This is a genomic window from Pseudomonas sp. R19M (genome assembly GCF_050312585.1).
Classification (GTDB): Bacteria; Pseudomonadota; Gammaproteobacteria; order Pseudomonadales; family Pseudomonadaceae; genus Aquipseudomonas; species Aquipseudomonas palleroniana.
Window position 1 is genome coordinate 19,450 of sequence record NZ_JBNPJV010000093.1, and the last position, 18,332, is coordinate 37,781.

Annotated in this window: 14 protein-coding genes; 9 read left to right on the top strand and 5 right to left on the bottom strand. The window is 61.6% G+C overall.

Going from position 1 to position 18,332, the window contains the following annotated elements; all coding sequences use genetic code 11:
• Positions 1-33 precede the first annotated feature (33 nt).
• From ACQRBT_RS23665 to ACQRBT_RS23695, 7 genes are all read left to right on the top strand, one after another.
• The gene (locus tag ACQRBT_RS23665; protein WP_412046852.1) at positions 34-1,260 is read left to right on the top strand and encodes a M24 family metallopeptidase; all 1,227 of its coding nucleotides are present in this window, start codon (positions 34-36) and stop codon (positions 1,258-1,260) included.
• Positions 1,261-1,553: 293 nt separating this feature from the next.
• Positions 1,554-3,188, top strand: coding sequence for an ABC transporter substrate-binding protein (locus ACQRBT_RS23670; protein ID WP_411983935.1), 1,635 nt, complete (start codon positions 1,554-1,556; stop codon positions 3,186-3,188).
• Between the two features lie 57 nt (positions 3,189-3,245).
• On the top strand, positions 3,246-4,199 hold the full coding sequence (locus ACQRBT_RS23675) for an ABC transporter permease (RefSeq protein ID WP_060752771.1): 954 nt from the start codon (positions 3,246-3,248) through the stop codon (positions 4,197-4,199).
• Positions 4,196-5,032: an ABC transporter permease gene (locus tag ACQRBT_RS23680; protein ID WP_060752770.1), complete on the top strand. Its 837-nt coding sequence runs from the start codon at positions 4,196-4,198 to the stop codon at positions 5,030-5,032. The genes ACQRBT_RS23675 and ACQRBT_RS23680 overlap by 4 nt, the downstream gene beginning before the upstream one ends.
• 2 nt (positions 5,033-5,034) lie before the next feature.
• Positions 5,035-6,672 (top strand): dipeptide ABC transporter ATP-binding protein, encoded by a 1,638-nt coding sequence (locus ACQRBT_RS23685; protein ID WP_412046851.1) that lies wholly within the window; start codon positions 5,035-5,037, stop codon positions 6,670-6,672.
• An 86-nt stretch (positions 6,673-6,758) separates the two neighbouring features.
• Positions 6,759-7,928, top strand: coding sequence for a hypothetical protein (locus tag ACQRBT_RS23690; RefSeq protein ID WP_412046850.1), 1,170 nt, complete (start codon positions 6,759-6,761; stop codon positions 7,926-7,928).
• 140 nt (positions 7,929-8,068) lie between these two features.
• Positions 8,069-8,944 (top strand): LysR substrate-binding domain-containing protein, encoded by an 876-nt coding sequence (locus ACQRBT_RS23695; protein ID WP_412046849.1) that lies wholly within the window; start codon positions 8,069-8,071, stop codon positions 8,942-8,944.
• Between the two features lie 26 nt (positions 8,945-8,970).
• Here the strand turns inward: ACQRBT_RS23695 and ACQRBT_RS23700 are convergent, their stop codons facing one another.
• The 4 genes from ACQRBT_RS23700 to fae all read right to left on the bottom strand — a co-directional run bounded on the left by ACQRBT_RS23700 (position 8,971) and on the right by fae (position 13,401).
• Positions 8,971-10,341: an MFS transporter gene (locus ACQRBT_RS23700; RefSeq protein ID WP_244383671.1), complete on the bottom strand. Its 1,371-nt coding sequence runs from the start codon at positions 10,339-10,341 to the stop codon at positions 8,971-8,973.
• A gap of 72 nt (positions 10,342-10,413) precedes the next feature.
• Complete coding sequence (locus ACQRBT_RS23705) at positions 10,414-11,847, bottom strand: NAD-dependent succinate-semialdehyde dehydrogenase (protein WP_244383672.1); 1,434 nt, start codon at positions 11,845-11,847, stop codon at positions 10,414-10,416.
• The gene (locus ACQRBT_RS23710; protein ID WP_060752764.1) at positions 11,844-12,878 is read right to left on the bottom strand and encodes an aldo/keto reductase; all 1,035 of its coding nucleotides are present in this window, start codon (positions 12,876-12,878) and stop codon (positions 11,844-11,846) included. The genes ACQRBT_RS23705 and ACQRBT_RS23710 overlap by 4 nt, the downstream gene beginning before the upstream one ends.
• Before the next feature lie 10 nt (positions 12,879-12,888).
• Positions 12,889-13,401: a formaldehyde-activating enzyme gene (gene fae, locus ACQRBT_RS23715; RefSeq protein ID WP_060752763.1), complete on the bottom strand. Its 513-nt coding sequence runs from the start codon at positions 13,399-13,401 to the stop codon at positions 12,889-12,891.
• Positions 13,402-13,702: 301 nt separating this feature from the next.
• On the opposite strand from fae, the gene ACQRBT_RS23720 reads away from it, so the two are divergent.
• Together ACQRBT_RS23720 and ACQRBT_RS23725 are read left to right on the top strand one after the other, a co-directional pair.
• The gene (locus ACQRBT_RS23720) at positions 13,703-14,953 is read left to right on the top strand and encodes a ribonucleotide-diphosphate reductase subunit beta (RefSeq protein ID WP_205343706.1); all 1,251 of its coding nucleotides are present in this window, start codon (positions 13,703-13,705) and stop codon (positions 14,951-14,953) included.
• Between the two features lie 9 nt (positions 14,954-14,962).
• Positions 14,963-15,451, top strand: a complete 489-nt coding sequence (locus ACQRBT_RS23725) for a DUF1289 domain-containing protein (protein WP_090371333.1) — start codon at positions 14,963-14,965, stop codon at positions 15,449-15,451.
• A 76-nt stretch (positions 15,452-15,527) separates the two neighbouring features.
• Here the strand turns inward: ACQRBT_RS23725 and mdeB are convergent, their stop codons facing one another.
• The gene (gene mdeB, locus ACQRBT_RS23730) at positions 15,528-18,206 is read right to left on the bottom strand and encodes an alpha-ketoglutarate dehydrogenase (RefSeq protein WP_412046848.1); all 2,679 of its coding nucleotides are present in this window, start codon (positions 18,204-18,206) and stop codon (positions 15,528-15,530) included.
• Positions 18,207-18,332 lie beyond the last annotated feature (126 nt).

An 18,332-nucleotide genomic window follows, 5' to 3' on the forward strand; every position in this document is an offset into this window, starting at 1 on the left:
CAAAAAACCGTATTTGCCCTGCGAGGAATCCCCATGAGTCTGTCCGGCCCGAACCGCAACCCCGCCGACTGTGAACCCACCTATGACGAGATCCAGCAGATCCAGCTGGACCGCCTGCAACGGGTACGCAACGAACTGAAAAAACGCGACTACGCCGCCTGTGTGCTGTTCGACCCGACCCACATGCGCTACGCCACCGGCTCGCGCAACATGCAGGTGTACTCGGCCCGCAACCCGGCACGCTATGCGTTTATCCCGGCGGAAGGCCCGGTGGTGGTCTTCGAGTTCGGCGGCTGCCTGCACTTGGCCGAAAGCCTGAACACCGTCGATGAAGTCCGCCCGGCCAAAGCGATTTCCTACTATTTTTGCGACAGCTTCCTGAGCAACGTCACCGCCGACTGGGCCGCCGAGATTGATGAGCTGGTGCGACAGTGCGGTGGCGGTAAACGCATTGCGATTGAAAGTGCCACTTCGGCCGCCGCATTCGAGCTGCAACGCCTCGGCTATCAAGTGTTCGACGCCCAGGAGCCGCTGGAGCGAGCACGCTGCATCAAGGTGCCCAATGAGCTGAAGATGATCCGCGCCAGCCTGCGCGCCACCGAAGCCGGAGTGCGCCTGATGGAAAGCCGATTGGTGCCCGGCATCACCGAAAACCAGCTGTGGTCGCACCTGCACCAGCATGTCATCGCCACCGACGGCGACTATGTGGAAACACGCCTGCTGTCATCCGGCCCACGAACCAACCCATGGTTCCAGGAATGCAGCACGCGGCCGATCGAAGCCGGTGACCTGGTGGCGCTGGACACCGATGTGGTTGGGCGCTTCGGTTATTACGCGGACTTTTCCCGCACCTTCCTGTGCGGCGACCAGGCGGCCACCGCCAAACAGCAGGAGCTGTACAAACTCGCCTATGAACAAGTGCAAACCAACGTTGAAATGCTCAAGGCCGGACGCAGCTTCAAGGAATATGCGGAGATGGCCTGGAAGATTCCCGAGCACTACAAGAACAACCGTTATTTCGCGCTGGTGCACGGGGTTGGCATGACCGGTGAATACCCTTATGTGGTGCACCGTGAGGACATTGATGCGCTGGGTTACGACGGTGTGTTCGAAGCCGGCATGACCATCTGCGTGGAGAGCTACATTGGCCATGACGACGGCGGCGAAGGCGTGAAGCTCGAAGAACAGATCTACATTCACGAGCACGGCATCGAGCTGCTCTCCGATTACCCATTCGATGCGCGCCTGTTGCCGCGCTGAACCGGTCCAGCAATACAGGCGGCCCTGGGACGGATCTGTAACATGCATTTATAGAAGGTTACTGCGCAGAATTTGTCGTTTGTCCATCGTTGCGCAAATGACAAAACTGCGGGCATCTCTAATAAAAACAACATGAGAGCTGCCCTATGTCCTACCCCATTGCCCGCCTCCTGACTTCGTTTTGCCTTGTTCTTCTGCCGGCTTCACAGAGGTCCGTGCTGCGCCGTTGCTGCGCCTGCCACTGACCCTTGCGGTTCAACAAAAACGCATATTCGCAAGTACCGGAGAGGCTTATGAAAGACCTGACTACCCTGGGCGGCACCCTGCCGCATCCAGCCGTTGACAACCTGTGTGCCCAAGTCAAAAGCGGTGAGATAAACCGCCGCCAGTTTTTGCGTACCGCCGCACTGCTGGGCGTTACCGTCGCCAGCGCCAGCACCTTCCTGGGCTCGGCCCTGCTGGGCAACGAGGCTCAGGCCGCTGATGCCACGCCCGCGCGCCAAGGCGGCAGCCTGCGCTTTGCCTGTGCGATCCAGGAAATCCAGGACCCGATGCTGATCACCTGGATCGAAGCTTCGAACCTGCTGCGCAATTCCCTGGAATACCTGACCTGGGTCGACGCCGACAACATCACCCACCCTTACCTCGCCGAAAGCTGGAGCCCGTCCGAGGACCTCACCACCTGGACCTTCAACCTGCGCCAGGACGTGACGTGGAGCAACGGCGAGCGTTTCAACGTCGACGACGTGCAACACAACATCGAACGCTGGATTGCCGCCGACTCCAAGTCGGTCAACCGCACTGCGTTCCAGGACATCAAAGCCTTCGAAAAAATCGGGGACTACCAGTTCCGCCTGCACCTCAAGCGGCCCATTCTGGCGATCCCGGAGATGCTCAACGCCTTCACCTGCGCCATTGTGCACCGCAGCTTCAAGGCGGGTGATGACTGGGCGAAAAATCCGCTGGCCACCGGGCCGTTCAAGCTGGTCTCATTCGCGGTGAACAAGCAGGCCACCTTCGCCAAGCGTGCCGATTACTGGGGCAAGCCCGCCAACCTCGACGAACTGCGCTACATCGACATGGGCACCGACGTGTCCACTCACCTTGCGGCCTTGCAGGCCGGCCAGGTTGACGTGTTGTACCGGGTGACCGTGGCCGAACTGGACCTGGCCAAGCGCCTGCCCGGCGCACAGTTGCTCAGTTGCAAATCCGCGCAAACCGTCGTGATGCGCATGGCCTGCGACCAGAAACCGTTCACCGACCTGCGCATCCGCAAAGCCGTGGTGCTGTGCGCCGACAACGCGCAGATGCTGAAGATCGCCTACCGTGGCATGGGCACCCTGGGCGAGGACCACCATGTAGCGCCCTCCCATCCTGAATATTTCCCGCTGCCCAAGCGCAACCGCGACGTGGCGCAAGCCAGGAAATTGCTCGCCGAAGCCGGCTTTCCCAATGGCCTGGACATCGACCTGATCGTCGGCAATACCCAGGGGCGCTATGAGCAGGACTGCGCACAGATCCTGCAGCAGAATTGCCTGGAAGCCGGGATACGCATCAACCTCAAAGTGGTGCCCGCCGCTCAGTACTGGCCGATCTGGGACAAGGCCGCGTTCAGCCTCACCTACTGGGCCCATCGCCCGCTCGGAGTGATGTCATTGGAACTGGCTTATCGCGGCGGCGGCGCCTGGAACGAAAGCCACTACAGCGACCCGGCTTTCGATGCCGCGCTGGATAAGGCCATGGGCATCATCGACCCGCAGCAACGCGCGGTGGCCATGCAAAGCGTCGAGCAGATCCTGCAAGACGCCTGCGTGATCGTGCAGCCGTTCTGGGGCGACAAGTTCACGGCGGTGAGCAAAAAGGTCCAGGGTTTCCAGGTACACCCCTCTGACTTCTATCCCATGGGTAACGTCTGGCTGAGCGCTTGAGTCAACACTGCCCGCACAGGCGGGCAGACCTCCCATCATCCGTCGGAGCATGCGCCCATGGCTCATTTTCTGTTGCGTAAATTATTGGCGTTGGTGGCAACCCTGCTATCGGTGTCACTGATCGTGTTCCTGGCCCTGGAACTGAACATCGAAGACGTCGCAATCAACGTCCTCGGCCCCTACTCCGCCGCCGACCAACGCACGGCGTGGCTGGTGGAACACGGCTACAACCAACCCTTTGTGTGGCGCTACCTGCTGTGGCTCAAGGATTTTGTCAGCGGCGACTGGGGCACCTCGGTGTACTTTCGTGAGTCGGTGATCAAACTGTTGCTGCCCAACCTGGCGCAGACCCTGACCCTCGCCGGGCTGGCCCTGCTGGTGATGGTGCCCGTGGCGCTGACCCTGGGCGTGCTGGCCGGCATTCGCCAGGGCTCGCTGCTTGACCGGTTGGTGTCGTTCCTGTCGATCGTCACCACGTCGATTCCCGACTTCGCCAGCGCGGTGTTCGTCTCGGCACTCTTTGTGTTCTGGCTCAACTGGCTGCCCGGCGTCAGCAGCATGAGCGAGGGCTTCAGCGCGGTGCAACTGGTCCTGCCGTTGATGGTGCTGTGCCTGTTCGGCATCGGCTACCTGGCGCGCATTACCCGGGCGTCGATGGTCGAAGTGATGCAGTCACCGTACATCCGCACGGCGCGCCTCAAAGGCGCCTCGACCGCACGCATCGTGATGCGCCATGCCCTGCGTAATGTGCTGATCGCCCCCATCACCGTGATCATGTTGTACATCCCGTGGCTGCTGTCCAACGTCATCGTGGTCGAGGTGTTCTTCGCCTACAAGGGCTTCGGCTCGCTGCTCTACACCGCATCGCTGAACCATGACGTGTACCTGATCGAAGCCTGCGCGATGGTCAGTGCGGTGGTCGTGGGCATCACCAAGATCTTCTCGGACCTGGCCTACACCTGGCTCAACCCGCGCATCACCCTGCGCAGTCTCGGGGGAGGTACCCGATGAACCGTCTTCAAGCCTTCAAGCACCCCTTGGCGTTGCTCGGCCTGCTGCTGGTCGGCAGTTGGGTGGTGACCGCGTTGCTGGCGCCGTGGCTCGCGCCGCATGATCCGCTGGAAAGCTTCACGCCACTGCTCACGCCAATGACAGCCGGCGACAACGGCCAGAGCTTTCTGCTGGGCACCGACATGATCGGCCGAGACATTCTCTCGCGGTTGATCTGGGGCACGCGCACGGTGCTGTTCTGGTCGATCCTCGCCACCCTCACCGCGTTCGCCGTCGGCATTGCCATGGGCCTGTGTGCCGGTTATTTCAATGGCTGGGTCGACGCGGTGCTGTCGTATGTGGCCGACACCGTGCTGTCGTTCCCGGTGCTGGTGTTGTACATCGTAATCATCATCGCACTCGGCGCCTCGGCCGTGAACATCCTGATTGCGGTGACCTTCACCAGTGCCCCGGCAATCTTCCGGATCATGCGCGCATTGACCATCGACATTCGTTCGCGCGACTACGTACTCAGCGCCATCACCCAAGGCGAAGGTTCATTGCGCATCATGTTGGTGGAGATCCTGCCCAATTGCGGCGGGCCCTTGATAGTCGATTTCTGCCTGCGCATCGGCTACACCGCGATCATGATCGGCGCCTTGGGTTTTCTCGGCCTCGGCCTGCCGCCGCCGACCCCGGACTGGGGCGGCATGATCAACGACGGCCGCGCCATGGCCATCGCCTTTCCGCATCTGGTGATCTTTCCGTGCATCGCCATCTCCACGCTGATGCTGGGCCTGAGCCTGCTCGCGGACGGCCTGGATGAACACGCCCAGCAAGGCGCAAGGAGTTGAACATGAACCCAGAACCCGTATTGCGTGTGCAGGACCTCACGATTGAACTGCCCACCGGCGCCGACCGCCGCCACGCCGTGCACGGCATCAGCCTGGAGGTGCGCAAGGGCGAAATTCTCTGCGTAATAGGCGAGTCCGGTTCAGGCAAGTCGGTCCTGTCGGCGGCGATCATGGGCGACTACGCCAAGGGTCTGCGGCATGCCGGTGGGGTGATCGACTTTCTCGGTGACGACATCTGCAGCCTGGATGAAAGCCGTTTGCGCGCACTGCGCGGTAACCGCATCGCGATGATTTTCCAGGAACCCATGGCTGCGTTGAACCCCGCGATTCGCATCGGCAAACAAGTCGAGGAAATCTTTGATATCCATGCGCCACAGATGCCTCAGCGCGAACGCCAGGAACGCATGCTCGCGCTGCTCGAATCCACCCAACTGCCCGACCCGCCGCGCATCGCCAACAGTTTCCCCCACCAGCTGTCCGGCGGCCAATGCCAACGGGTCGTGATCGCCATGGCCCTGGCAATGAACCCGGACTTGTTGATCGCTGACGAACCGACCACGGCCCTCGACGTGACCACCCAGGCCCAGGTGTTGAAATTGGTGCGCGACCTGCGAGGGCGCGGCCAACACGGCATTCTGTTTATTACCCACGACTTCGGGGTCGTCGCGCAGATTGCCGATCGCATCGCCGTCATGGAAGGTGGCCGTCTGGTGGAAATCGGCGAACGGGACCAGGTGTTGAATGCCCCCGCCCACGCCTATACACGCAAGCTGATTGCCGCGGTACCGGCGCTGCATCCCGAACTGCGCACACCTTGTGCCGACGGCGAAATGGCGCTGCGTATCGAGCGCCTGACCAAAACCTATAACGTCGGCGGCAGCTCAGTGGCGGCGCTGCGCAATGTGTCGCTGAACCTGCCACGGGGCAAGACACTGGCGATCGTCGGTGAGTCCGGCTCAGGCAAAAGCACCCTGGTCAAGGCGGCAATCCGCCTGGTAGACAGCGACAGTGGGCATGTGTGGGTCGGCGATAGCGACTTCCTGGCCTTGCGCGGCTCGGCCCTGGCGGCCAATCGGCGCCGCATCCAGATGATTTTCCAGGACCCGTACGGCTCGCTCAACCCGCGCCACCGGGTGGGCGACATTATTGCCCGCGCCGCGCAACTGCGAGGGTTGTCCGCCAAAGATGCCTGGGCCGAAGCCGGTGACTTGCTCGAACAGGTCGGCCTCAAGCGTGACGCCCTCAAGCGCAAGCCCCGGCAGTTTTCCGGGGGCCAGCGCCAACGCATCGGCATCGCCCGGGCCCTGGCCATGCGCCCGGAAGTGCTGATCGCCGACGAAAGTGTGTCGGCACTGGATGTGTCGGTGCAAAAGCAAGTGCTGGAGTTGCTGGCCGAACTGCAGAAGCAATTGAACCTGAGCATCCTGTTTATCACCCACGACCTGCGCGTGGCGGCGCAGATCAGCGACCACATTGCGGTGATGCGGCAAGGCGAAGTGGTGGAATACGGCAGCGCCGAACAGGTCTTGCTCAGGCCACGGAACAGCTACACCCAGGCCCTTCTCGCGGCGGCACCCGGCGCCTGCGAGTTACCCGCCGCCGGGCCGCCCTTGAGGCTGATCCACCCCAACGCGCACTGAGTCCAAGCCTTTTCCCTGCGTCGCAGCATGCGCTGCGGCAACGGGCTGCTGTTGCCCCAAAAAAAACTAAAAACGAGAGTAAAACCATGCGACCAACGACACGCTACTTCACCCTCATCCCGGTACTCGGCGCCCTGGCGGCACCGGCCATGGCCTATCAGGTCACCGACAACCTCGACCTTGGCGGCGCCGTGCGTGCGCGCTGGGACTATGATCCGGACCGCGATATTCAAAAGTTCGGGCTCGACACCGTGTTTCTCAGCGCCAAGTACAACTCCGACACCTGGATTGGTGAGGCACAGTACCGATTTTATGGGCGCTCTTACCCTTACCAGTACACCAAGAATTACGGCGACATCCAGTTCGCCAAATTCGCCTGGGTAGGCTACAAGTTCAACCCGGACCAGCAAGTGCAAGTGGGCTTGAACACCGTGCCGTTCGGCCTGCAGCCGTATTTCGGCAGTACCTTCTATGAAACCCTGGGCAACGTGATCGGCCTGGAAGATGTGCAACAGGTCGGCACCAAGTACATCCAGCAAAGTGGCGACTGGAACGTCCAGGCCGGTTATTACCTGCGCCCGGCGTGGCAAGGCAAAGGCACCAGCAAGGGCGTGACCTATTCCAGTGTGATCTCCGAAGCCGACAGCTATGTCGCCGACGGCAGCAATAACCAGGAGCGCAACACCGTGGTGGTGCGCGTCGCCAAAGCCATGGACCTGGGCGGCTGGAAATCCGAAGTCGGCCTGTCGGGCCTGACCTCGACCCTGGAAAACAAGGACACCGACAGTGACGGCCGACGCAACGCCGTAGCCATCCACTACCTGGGCAAAAACGGTCCATGGGGCCTGCAATTGCAGGCGGCGCGCCAACAGATGTCACCGCGCAACGAGGGCACCAATGGCGTGGTCACACTGGGCGGTTATGACGGCACCTTCAACGTCGCCAGCCGCGGCAATCTGTATGTGGCGGACCTGAGTTATGACGTGGCCGGTAAATACCTGTTCGACCAGATCAGCGGCGTGAAGCTGTACTCCAACTACAGCGCTTTCGACAAGTCCGACGATGCCTTCAAGACCTCGCAACGAGTGATCCTCGGTACCTCATTCTCGTTCAGCAAGTTGTGGATCGCCACGGAGTGGTTGATCGGCAAGAACGACCCCTACATCGGCGGCAGCAGCTACACCCAGAGCCTGGGTGCCGGGGGCAGTAACCAGTGGGAAAATCAGCTGTACATGAACATCGGTTACTACTTCTAATAGGCGGCGTCAGCACTGACGCCATCGGGGGCAAGCCCCCTCCCACATTTGATCGGCGGCGCGGTCAAAAATGTGGGAGCTGGCTTGCCTGCGATGAGGCCAGTGAAAACACTATAAAAACTATGTGTGGAACCCGAACCATGCGCCACCTCCCTGCCCTCAACATGCTCCGCGTCTTCGAAGAAGTCGCTCGCCACCGCAGCTTCAGCCAGGCCGCCGTGGGCCTCAATGTCACCCAAGGCGCAGTCAGCCGCCAGATCAAGCAGCTGGAAGACTACCTGGGCGTAGCCCTGTTCGTCCGCACGCCCCAGGGCCTGTCCCTGACCGAGGCCGGCTTCGCCCTCTCACCGCATTTGAGCGACGCCTTCGACCATATCGAACGCGCCCTGCAGGCCGTGCGCGTACCCAACCTGCGCCAGCGCCTGCGTGTCGTTGCACCACCGACCTGGGCCACACGCTGGCTGTCGGCGCGCTTGCGCGGGATCTGTGAGCACTATCCGGATATCAACCTCAGCGTCACCCACCAGAGCCATCAGGAGAGCCTGGCCGAGATCGACTGCCGCATTCGCTTTGGTCTGGACGCAGACCCGCATTGGCACAGTGAGTTATTGGTGATGGAGCGCCATATCGCCGTAGCCAGCCCGGAGCTGTTTATCGACGGCCAACCGCCCGACCTGCGACGCTTCCCGCTGCTGCATATCCTGCACGACGGCAAGCGTTTGAAAGTCTGGGAAAACTGGCTGGCGGCGGTGGGCCGAGACGATATCGATGCGGGCCGGGGCCTGGAATTCAGCACCCTGGACCAAGTGATCCACACCGCCCTGGCCGGCGGTGGGCTGGCGGTGATCGACCGGCAAATGATCGAGCGCGAACTGGCCAACGGCAGTTTGCTGCCGATCACCCCGGTGGAGGTGATCGGGCCGTATGGCTATTGGCTGGATGTGGCAGCGGACAAGCAGGGGTTATCCAAGGTTGGTCTGTTTACTGAGTGGTTGGGGCGTGTGAGCAATCCCTGACAGGCACTCACCCACCCCGGATACACCTACACCCTGACAGCATTCGCCCTTTTCACGCCGACCACCGCGTGCTGATCGACCGGGCTCTGCGCCTTGCACGCCTGGCTCAGCGTCAGCGCTTTGGTTTCCGGGGCCCAGGCCCAGGAAATGATTGCGCCGAACACCAGGATCGCCGCCAGAATGCCCATGGTCGGGCTCAAGCCGATCCCGGCCACGCTGACCGGCAACAGGAACGTACTGATCGCCGAGCCCAAACGGCTGACCGCAGTCGCCAGACCGATGCCGCTGGCACGTACCTCGGTGGGAAAGCTTTCCGCCGGAAACACACCCACCAGATTGCTGACCGCCGACAACACCAGCGTAAACACGCCAAACGTCAGCACCATCAACCACGCCAGGCTACCCGGCAATACCGCCAGCAGGAATAGTGCCGCCGCGAGGATGATGAACGAGTTGATCAAAAAGCCACGGCGCGAGAACTTCACCGTGCACCAGATACCGAGCAGCGCGCCGACAATCAGCAACAAGTTGAGCAGCAACTCAGTGCCGAACCCTTGGGACAACCCCATCTTCTGCAGGATCGATGGCAAGAACGTGTAGATCGCAAAGTACGGCATCACGATGCACACGAAGAACAGGCAGTTGAAGGCCGTGCGCTTGCGGTACTCAGGGCTGAACAGCACGCCATAGCCGGAGCGGGTCTGCGCGGACGGTTCTTCATCCAGCAGCACGTGCTCGCCCAGGTGTTTTTTGACAATGGCGCGGGCTTCGGCGATGCGCCCACGATTGACCAGCCAGCGCGGCGATTCCGGGGTGCCGATGCGGGCAAGCAGGATCAACCCGGCGGGGATCGCCGAAGACGCCAGCATCCAGCGCCAGGCGTCGTCGCCGAGGCTGAGCATGGCGGTGCCGACAAAGGTCGCGGCCACATAGCCGAAGGTCCAGATCACACTGAACGAGCCGAGCAGCACACCGCGGTGTTTCTTCGGTGAGAACTCGGCAAGCATGGCGTGGCCCACGCTGAAATCGCCGCCCAGGCCGATGCCGATCAAGATACGACACAGCAACAGGCTCATGGCCGTTTCAACAAAGAACTGCATCACCGACGCTACGGTGATCAGTACGAAGCTGACCAGGAAGATTTTCTGCCGGCCGAGGGTGTCGGAGATCCAGCCGAAAAACAGGCTGCCCAAAAACAGACCGATCAGGGCCGAAGCACCGATCAAGCCTTGCCAGAAGGCGTCGAGTTGCATTTGTGGGCTGAGCAAGGTGAAAGCGATACCGATCAGGCCAAGAATATAGCCGTCGGTGAAATGCGCGCCGAAGGTCAGGCCGGCAATCTTGAGGTGAAACCGACCGATCGGCAGATCGTCGATTTTGACGGGTTGTACAGTCATGGTGTTCTCCATATTGTTGTTTTTGACGGAGTAACAGCCGGTGCCCCTGCGGGCACCGGTTCAAATCAGAGGCTACAGGCCTCCCATCAACAGGTATTTGATCTCCAGATAATCCTCCAGGCCGTACTTGGAACCCTCACGGCCGAGCCCCGACTCCTTGATACCGCCAAACGGCGCGACTTCAGTGGAAATGATCCCTTCGTTGATGCCGACCATGCCCGCCTCCAAGCCCTCGGCCATGCGCCAGACGCGGCCGATATCGCGGCTGTAGAAGTAGGCGGACAAGCCGAACGGCGTGTCATTGGCCCGTTGCAGCACCTCGGTTTCGTCCGTGAAACGAAAGCACGCCGCCACGGGGCCGAAGGTTTCTTCCTGGGCGATCAACATGTCGCCGTTGGCTTCAGTGAGAATCGTCGGCTCAAAGAAGGTGCCGCCCAGTGCATGGCGACGGCCGCCGCAGAGCAGTTTGGCGCCCTTCTCCAACGCGTCGCCCACATGGGCTTCGACCTTGGCCAAAGCGGCTGCGTTGATCAGCGGGCCTTGCTCGGTGTCGCCGTCCAACGCACTGCCCACACGCATGGCGCTGACCGCTTCGGCCAATTTACGGGTAAAGGCCTCGTACACGCCGTCCTGGATATAGAAGCGGTTGACGCACACGCAGGTCTGCCCGGTGTTACGGAACTTGGAGGCCATGGCACCTTTGACGGCGGCGTCCAGGTCAGCATCGTCGAACACGATAAACGGCGCATTGCCGCCCAGTTCCAGCGAGACTTTTTTCAGCGTGTCGGCGGCCTGGCGCATCAGCAGTTTGCCGGTGCGAGTGGACCCGGTGAACGACAGCTTGCGCACAACGCCAGACGCTTGCAGCGCACCACCAATGGCGACGGCGTCACCCGAAACGATGTTGAATACACCGGCTGGAATACCCGCCTGCTCGGCCAGCACCGCCAAGGCAAAAGCCGACAACGGCGTTTCTTCCGACGGTTTGAGGATCATCGTGCAACCGGCCGCCAGTGCCGGGCCGACTTTGCGGGTGACCATCGCCAGGGGAAAATTCCACGGCGTGATCGCAGCCACGACACCAATCGCTTCCTTGGTCACGATGATGCGTGCATCAGCCTTGTGGGTCGGGATCACATCGCCATAGGCGCGCTTGGCTTCTTCGGCGAACCACTCCAGAAAGCTTGCCGCATAGACCACTTCGCCCATGGCTTCGGCCAGGGGTTTGCCCTGTTCCAGGCTGAGCAGCTGAGCCAGGTCTTTCTGGTTGCCCAGCATCAGCTCGCTCCAGCGCTTGAGGCGCTGGCTGCGCTCCTTGGCGGTGAGCTTGCGCCAGGCCGGCAAGGCACGGTGGGCAGCATCGATGGCCAGCTGGGTTTCTTCAGCGGCGGCGCGCTGCACATCAACGATCAGCGCGCCATTGGCCGGGTTGAGTACCGGATAGGTGGGGCCACCGCTGGACCATTGGCCATCGATGTAGTTGCCAGTACGGATCAGCGGGTTCATGCCACGGCCTCGGTCAGGTTGAAACGGTCCAGGCCCGGGCGGGCCTCACGCAGGATGCGCTTGCCGGCGGTGTAGTCGTTGATCACATCGCACGGGGTGTAGTTGCGCTCCAGTTCGTGCAGCTCTTCGGCATCCAGGCGGGTGTCGAGGGCCGCCAGCGCACTGTCGAATTGCGCGGTGGTATCGGCGCCGACCAGCATGACGTCGACGCCAGGATGGTTGGCGACCCACGCCTGGGCGATCTGCGCGTTGGACACGCCACGGGCACGGGCCACACGCTGTACCGAATGGGCGATATCGAACGAGGCCTGGTCGCTGTACATCTGCTGGGTAAAGAAATCGGTCTGGTTGCGCGTCGATTGCACCTCACCCGTGAGCAAACCACGCGCCAGCGGGCTGAACACCGAGACGCCCAGGCCCTGGTCTCGACAGAACGGGATCATCTCGCGCTCTTCTTCGCGGTAGGCGCAGTTCAGTTGCAACTGCATGTTGATCGGTTTGACCCAACCGTTGCGCTCGCAGGCCATCAGTATTTTGGCAAGCTGCCCCGTGAGCATGGTCGACACGCCAATGTAGCGGGCCTTGCCGGAGCGCACGATGTCGTTGAGCGCACACATCGTCTCTTCCACCGGGGTGTTCACGTCAAAGTAATGCAGCATGAACACATCGACGTAATCCATGCCCAGACGGCTCAGCGACGCGTCGATGCTGTCCATGATGTGCTTGCGCGAGTGGCCACTGGCGTTGATACCGCTGCGGGTGCCGTAGCCGACCTTGGTGGTGACCACGATCTCGTCACGTCGCGCCACGCGCTTGAGGATGCGCCCCACCACTTCTTCGCCGACACCGGCGGAGTAGAAGTCGGCCAGGTCAATGAAGTTGACGCCGTTGGCCAGGGCATGGGCGACGATCGGCTCGCTTTGCTTTTCGTCGAAAATCCACGGTTTCCAGTCCGGGGTGCCCATGTTCATGGTGCCCAGGCACAGGCGTGAGACTTGCAGGCCGGAGTTGCCCAAACGGATGTATTGCATGGCAGTCTCCTCAGGCTTTCGGCGTGTAGAAAGGATTGCTGATGTGATTGACCACATCGGCCAACTGCGCGGTGTACGGCGTGCCATTCAGGGCGGCGCGGATCGCGGTGCGACAGGCGTTGTAGTTGTTCAGGTAGACGGCGTCCAGATCATCGCAGGCCGGGTTGACCCAGTTGGCGGTGACAATCGCCCATTCGTCTTCGGCCTCGGCCGGCAAGGTGCCGTCCAGCAACGCTTCAAGCACCGCTTTGGCGATCCCGGCCTGGGACGCGCCCCAGGTGGCATTGCCGTGCAGGTCGCTGCCGATGGCGGCTTTGTTGACGTAGAGGGTCATGGGTTTGACCGGGATGTTCGGCTGGGCGATCACCATGAACGGGCAATGGCCCTGGCTTGGCGACGCGAGGCTGTTGGCGAACGCCTGGCCGGCCGGGCCATTGCGTGGGCCGATGAGAATGTTGATATGGGCAGCATTGACGCCTGGGCCTTCGAAGCCTTCGCCGATGTACAGATCAAGTGCTTTCATTTTCGCAAACGCTCATTGTTGTTATGGGGAGCTTGTTGGCGAATTTTTAGCATTGAGCTTCGAAGCGGCCGTAACCATTAAAAGTCATGGGGGTGTGAGTTTTTCTCATAGCCCTGCGACCCCTGCGCGCATTCCTGCGCGTTGACCCCGACTGCCACACACCATATAGTGTGCCCACAAACAGAACAGACCACTATATAGTGTGCAGAATTGGAATTTCCCCACCACACTCTGCGCAGTATTTCAATGCCATGAAGCCTGCAACCCCCTATTTTTTCGAGCACCAGGAAGGAGAATTTCAATGCTGAGTTGGGATGAAGTCGACAACGAAGACACCGGTGCAGCGGTGATCAGGGGCGCCAACGCCGGCCACGCCACCGAAGCCAACATGGACCGCCTCGACGGCGCCGGCGCTGCCGCCGCGGTTGAAGCCCGCGCCGTCACCGCCAGTGACTCCGCCGCCATCGTGCGCGCCAAGGCCGCCCTCGACAAACTCGACATCGCCGAAGGCCTCGCCGAACTCGAAGGCGCCTCTGCCCGCGTCGCCGTTGACGAAAAACGCATGATCAACTGCCGCGCCGACCTCAACCAGCTCGTGCCTTTCAAGTACGACTGGGCCTGGCAGAAATACCTCGACGGCTGCGCCAACCACTGGATGCCGCAAGAGGTCAACATGACCGCCGACATCGCCCTGTGGAAAAACCCCGAGGGCCTGACCGACGACGAACGCCGCATCGTCATGCGCAACCTCGGCTTCTTCTCCACCGCCGACTCGCTGGTCGCCAACAACCTGGTGCTGGCCGTGTACCGCCTGATCACCAACCCGGAGTGCCGCCAGTACATCCTGCGCCAGGCCTTCGAAGAAGCGATCCACACCCACGCCTACCAGTACTGCATCGAATCGCTGGCCATGGATGAAGGCGAGATCTTCAACATGTACCACGAGATCCCATCGGTCGCCAAAAAAGCCGCCTGGGGCCTGAAATACACCCGTTCGATCTCCGATCCGAAGTTCGAAACCGGCACCGTCGAGACCGACAAGGAACTGCTGCGCAACCTGGTCGCCTACTATTGCGTGCTGGAAGGCATCTTCTTCTACTGCGGCTTCACCCAGATCCTGTCCATGGGCCGCCGCAACAAAATGACCGGCGTCGCCGAGCAGTTCCAGTACATCCTGCGCGATGAGTCGATGCACCTGAACTTCGGTATCGACGTGATCAACCAGATCAAAATCGAAAACCCGCACCTGTGGGATGCCGAGATGAAGGAAGAAGCGACCCAGATGATCCTGCAAGGGACGCAACTGGAGATCGAATACGCTCGCGACACCATGCCTCGCGGCGTGCTGGGCATGAACGCGGCGATGATGGAAGACTATTTGAAGTTCATCGCTAACCGTCGTTTGTCGCAGATTGGTCTTAAGGAAGAGTACCCAGGCACCACCAACCCGTTCCCGTGGATGAGCGAGATCATGGACTTGAAGAAAGAGAAGAATTTCTTCGAGACTCGGGTGATCGAGTACCAGACCGGCGGCGCGCTGAGCTGGGATTGATCAAGACGGATGCCCAATCAAACCATCAAGACGCCCTGCGTCGGCCTCTGCTCCACCGTTTACGGGGACCTGGTCTGCCGGGGCTGCAAGCGTTATCACCATGAAGTGATCCAGTGGAACGGCTACAACGCCGAGGAGAAGCAGGCAGTCTGGCTGCGCCTGGAGCAACTGTTGGTGCAGGTAATGGCCAGCAAGCTGGAGGTATTTGACGCGTCTGTTCTGCGTCAGCAACTGGAAACCCGCAAGATCCGCTTCGTGCCGCACCAGTCCCCCTATTGCTGGGCGTACCAGCTGATTGCCCGGGGTGCGCGGGTGATTTCCAAGTTGGAGGCCTATGGCCTGGCGTTGCTGCCGGAGTTTCGTGAGCGCAGCCTGGCCGATCTGCGGGATGCGATTGATCGGGAGTTTTTCCTGCTGTCCGAAGCGCATTACGAGCGGTATATCGCGCCACGATTTCTGCAGGACGCATTCGAGCCGGCGTTGATCGCCACAGTCTGACCCGCAACACAAATAAAATGTGCGAGGGGCGGTGCGACGATTCGACTTGCTCCCTCCCACATTTGATCTCTGTGGTTCAGGCGATCCAGGACGGGTCACGCTCCGCCTGCAAGCCATATCGCTCAATCGCCTGCCGGCACACTTCGCGCTCCAAACTGCCCTGCTCCACCAACGCCGTCAGCGCCGCCAGCACGAGGTGATGGCGGTCCACCTCAAAGAAATCCCGTAGCGCCGCCCGTGTATCACTGCGCCCAAAGCCGTCGGTGCCGAGCACGGTGTAGCTGGAGTCCAGATACGAGCCCACCATCTGCGGCACGGCCCGTACATAGTCGGAGACCGCGATCACCGGCACGCCTTTGGGCAAGCATTCAGCCAGGTGACTGACCCGCTTGACGCCCTGCGGATGCAAGCGATTCCACCGTTCCACCTCCCGTGCATCCCGGGCCAGCTCGCTGAAACTGGTCACGCTGAACACTTCGCTCGCCACCTGCCAATCGTCCGCCAGCAGTTGTGCCGCAGCCTGGACCTCGCGCACCAGCGTACCGGCCCCGAGCAGGCGCACTTGTGCCTCGGCAGCGCCTTCCAGGCGATACATACCCTTGATGATCGCCGCTTGCACGCCCACCGGCAGGCTGGGCTGAGGGTAGCTTTCGTTCATCAGGGTCACGTAGTAGAACTCATCCACATCCTGCTCGAGCATTTGCCGCATGCCGTGGTCGAGGATCACTGCGAACTCGCCGGCAAACGCCGGATCGTAGGCGCGACAATTGGGCACGGTGGCCGCCGTGAGGTGGCTGCTGCCGTCCTGATGCTGCAAGCCTTCGCCCCCCAGGGTGGTGCGCCCGGCGGTAGCCCCCAGCAGGAAGCCCCGGGCGCGTTGATCGGCGGCGGCCCAGATCAGGTCGCCGACGCGCTGGAAGCCGAACATCGAGTAATAGATGTAGAACGGCAGCATGCGCAGACCGTGCACCGAATAGCTGGTGGCCGCCGCGACCCAGGAGCTGATGGCGCTGGCTTCGCTGATGCCTTCTTCAAGGATTTGCCCGTCGGTGGCTTCGCGGTAGCTGAGGATCGACCCGATGTCTTCGGGCTCGTAACGCTGGCCGACGCTGGAATAAATACCGATCTGCTTGAACAGATTGGCCATGCCGAAGGTACGCGCCTCGTCCGCCACGATGGGCACGATGCGCGGGCCGAGCGCCTTGTCCTTGAGCAGGTTGGTGAGCATGCGCACAAAGGCCATGGTCGTGGACATTTCCTTACCGTCGGCGCCGGTGGCGAAGCCGGCGTAACCCGTCAGCGGCGGCACGCTGACCGGCGCTGCCTGCTGGGCACGGCTCGGCACATAACCGCCCAAGGCTGCGCGGCGCTGGTGCAGGTAGCGCATTTCCAGGCTGTCGTCGCCAGGTTTATAGAAGCTCAGGGATTCGGTCTGCTCATCCGTCAACGGCAAGCGAAAGCGGTCACGAAAGGCGATCAATGCCTCACGATCAAGCTTTTTCTGCTGGTGAGTGGTCATCTTGCCCTGCCCGGCCTCACCCATGCCAAAGCCCTTTTTGGTCTGGGCCAGGATCACCGTGGGCTTGCCTTTGACCCGGCGCGCGGCGTGGTAGGCCGCGTGGATCTTGAGCATATCGTGGCCACCCCGCTTGAGGCCGTCGATCTGCTCATCGCTCATGCCTTCGACCCGCTTGGCCATGGCCGCGCTTTGGCCGAAGAAGTGTTCGCGGTTGTAGGCACCGTCCTTGGCGGCGAACGTCTGAAATTGGCCGTCGACGGTATTCGACAAGGTGTCGACCAGCGAGCCGTCGGTGTCTTGGGCGAGCAAAGCGTCCCAGTCCGAGCCCCACACCAGCTTGATCACGTTCCAGCCGGCGCCGGCGAACAACGCCTCCAGTTCGTCGATGATCCGCCCGTTGCCCCGCACCGGGCCGTCGAGGCGCTGCAGGTTGCAGTTGACGACCCAGGTCAGGTTGTCCAGCCCTTCACGGGCGGCCAGGGTCAGCGCCGACATGCTTTCCGGCTCGTCCATTTCGCCGTCACCGAACACGCCCCACACGTGGCGGTCGGTGGTGTCCTGCAGGCCGCGGTGCTGCAGGTAGCGCATGAAACACGCCTGGAAAATCGAACTGATGGGGCCGATGCCCATGGAGCCGGTGGGGAACTGCCAGAAGTCCGGCATCAACCAAGGGTGCGGATAGCTGCAAAGGCCGCGTGCGCCGGATTTTGCGCCGCCCAGCTCCTGGCGATAGTGCGCCAGGTCGTTCTCGCTCAAGCGCCCCTCAAGGAAGGCCCGGGCATAGATGCCTGGCGCCGAGTGCGGCTGGTAGAACACCAGGTCACCGCCAAAATGCTCGTTGCGGGCCCGAAAAAAGTGATTGAAGCCCACTTCGAACAAATCCGCGGCACTGGCGTAGCTGGCGATATGGCCACCCAGTTCACCGTAGGCCTGGTTGGCCCGCACCACCATGGCCAATGCATTCCAGCGCACCCACGAGGCCAGGCGCTCTTCGGTGGCCAGGTCGCCGGGAAAGGCCGGCTGCTGCTCGACGCTGATGCTGTTGATATACGGCGTGCCGTGGCGCGGCTTCCAGTCGATGTGCGGCGCACTGCCCTCGCGGGCGAGCAGGTCGAGGATCTGCCGCGCCCGCGCAGGCCCGGCGTGGGAGGCCAGTGAAGCCAGGGCGTCACGCCATTCGTCCAGCTCTTGCTGATCCAACGCCGTGTGATTGACTGCACTTGCGAAACCGTTCATGAGCACCTCCGGGCTTTTTTTCCAGTTTATGTGGGTGCTTGAGGATTTTTTGCCTGTTATCAGGCGCGGTTTGCAGCGGTTTGAGCATGAATCACTGCCAATCGGCTTTTTACCAGCACATCGTGC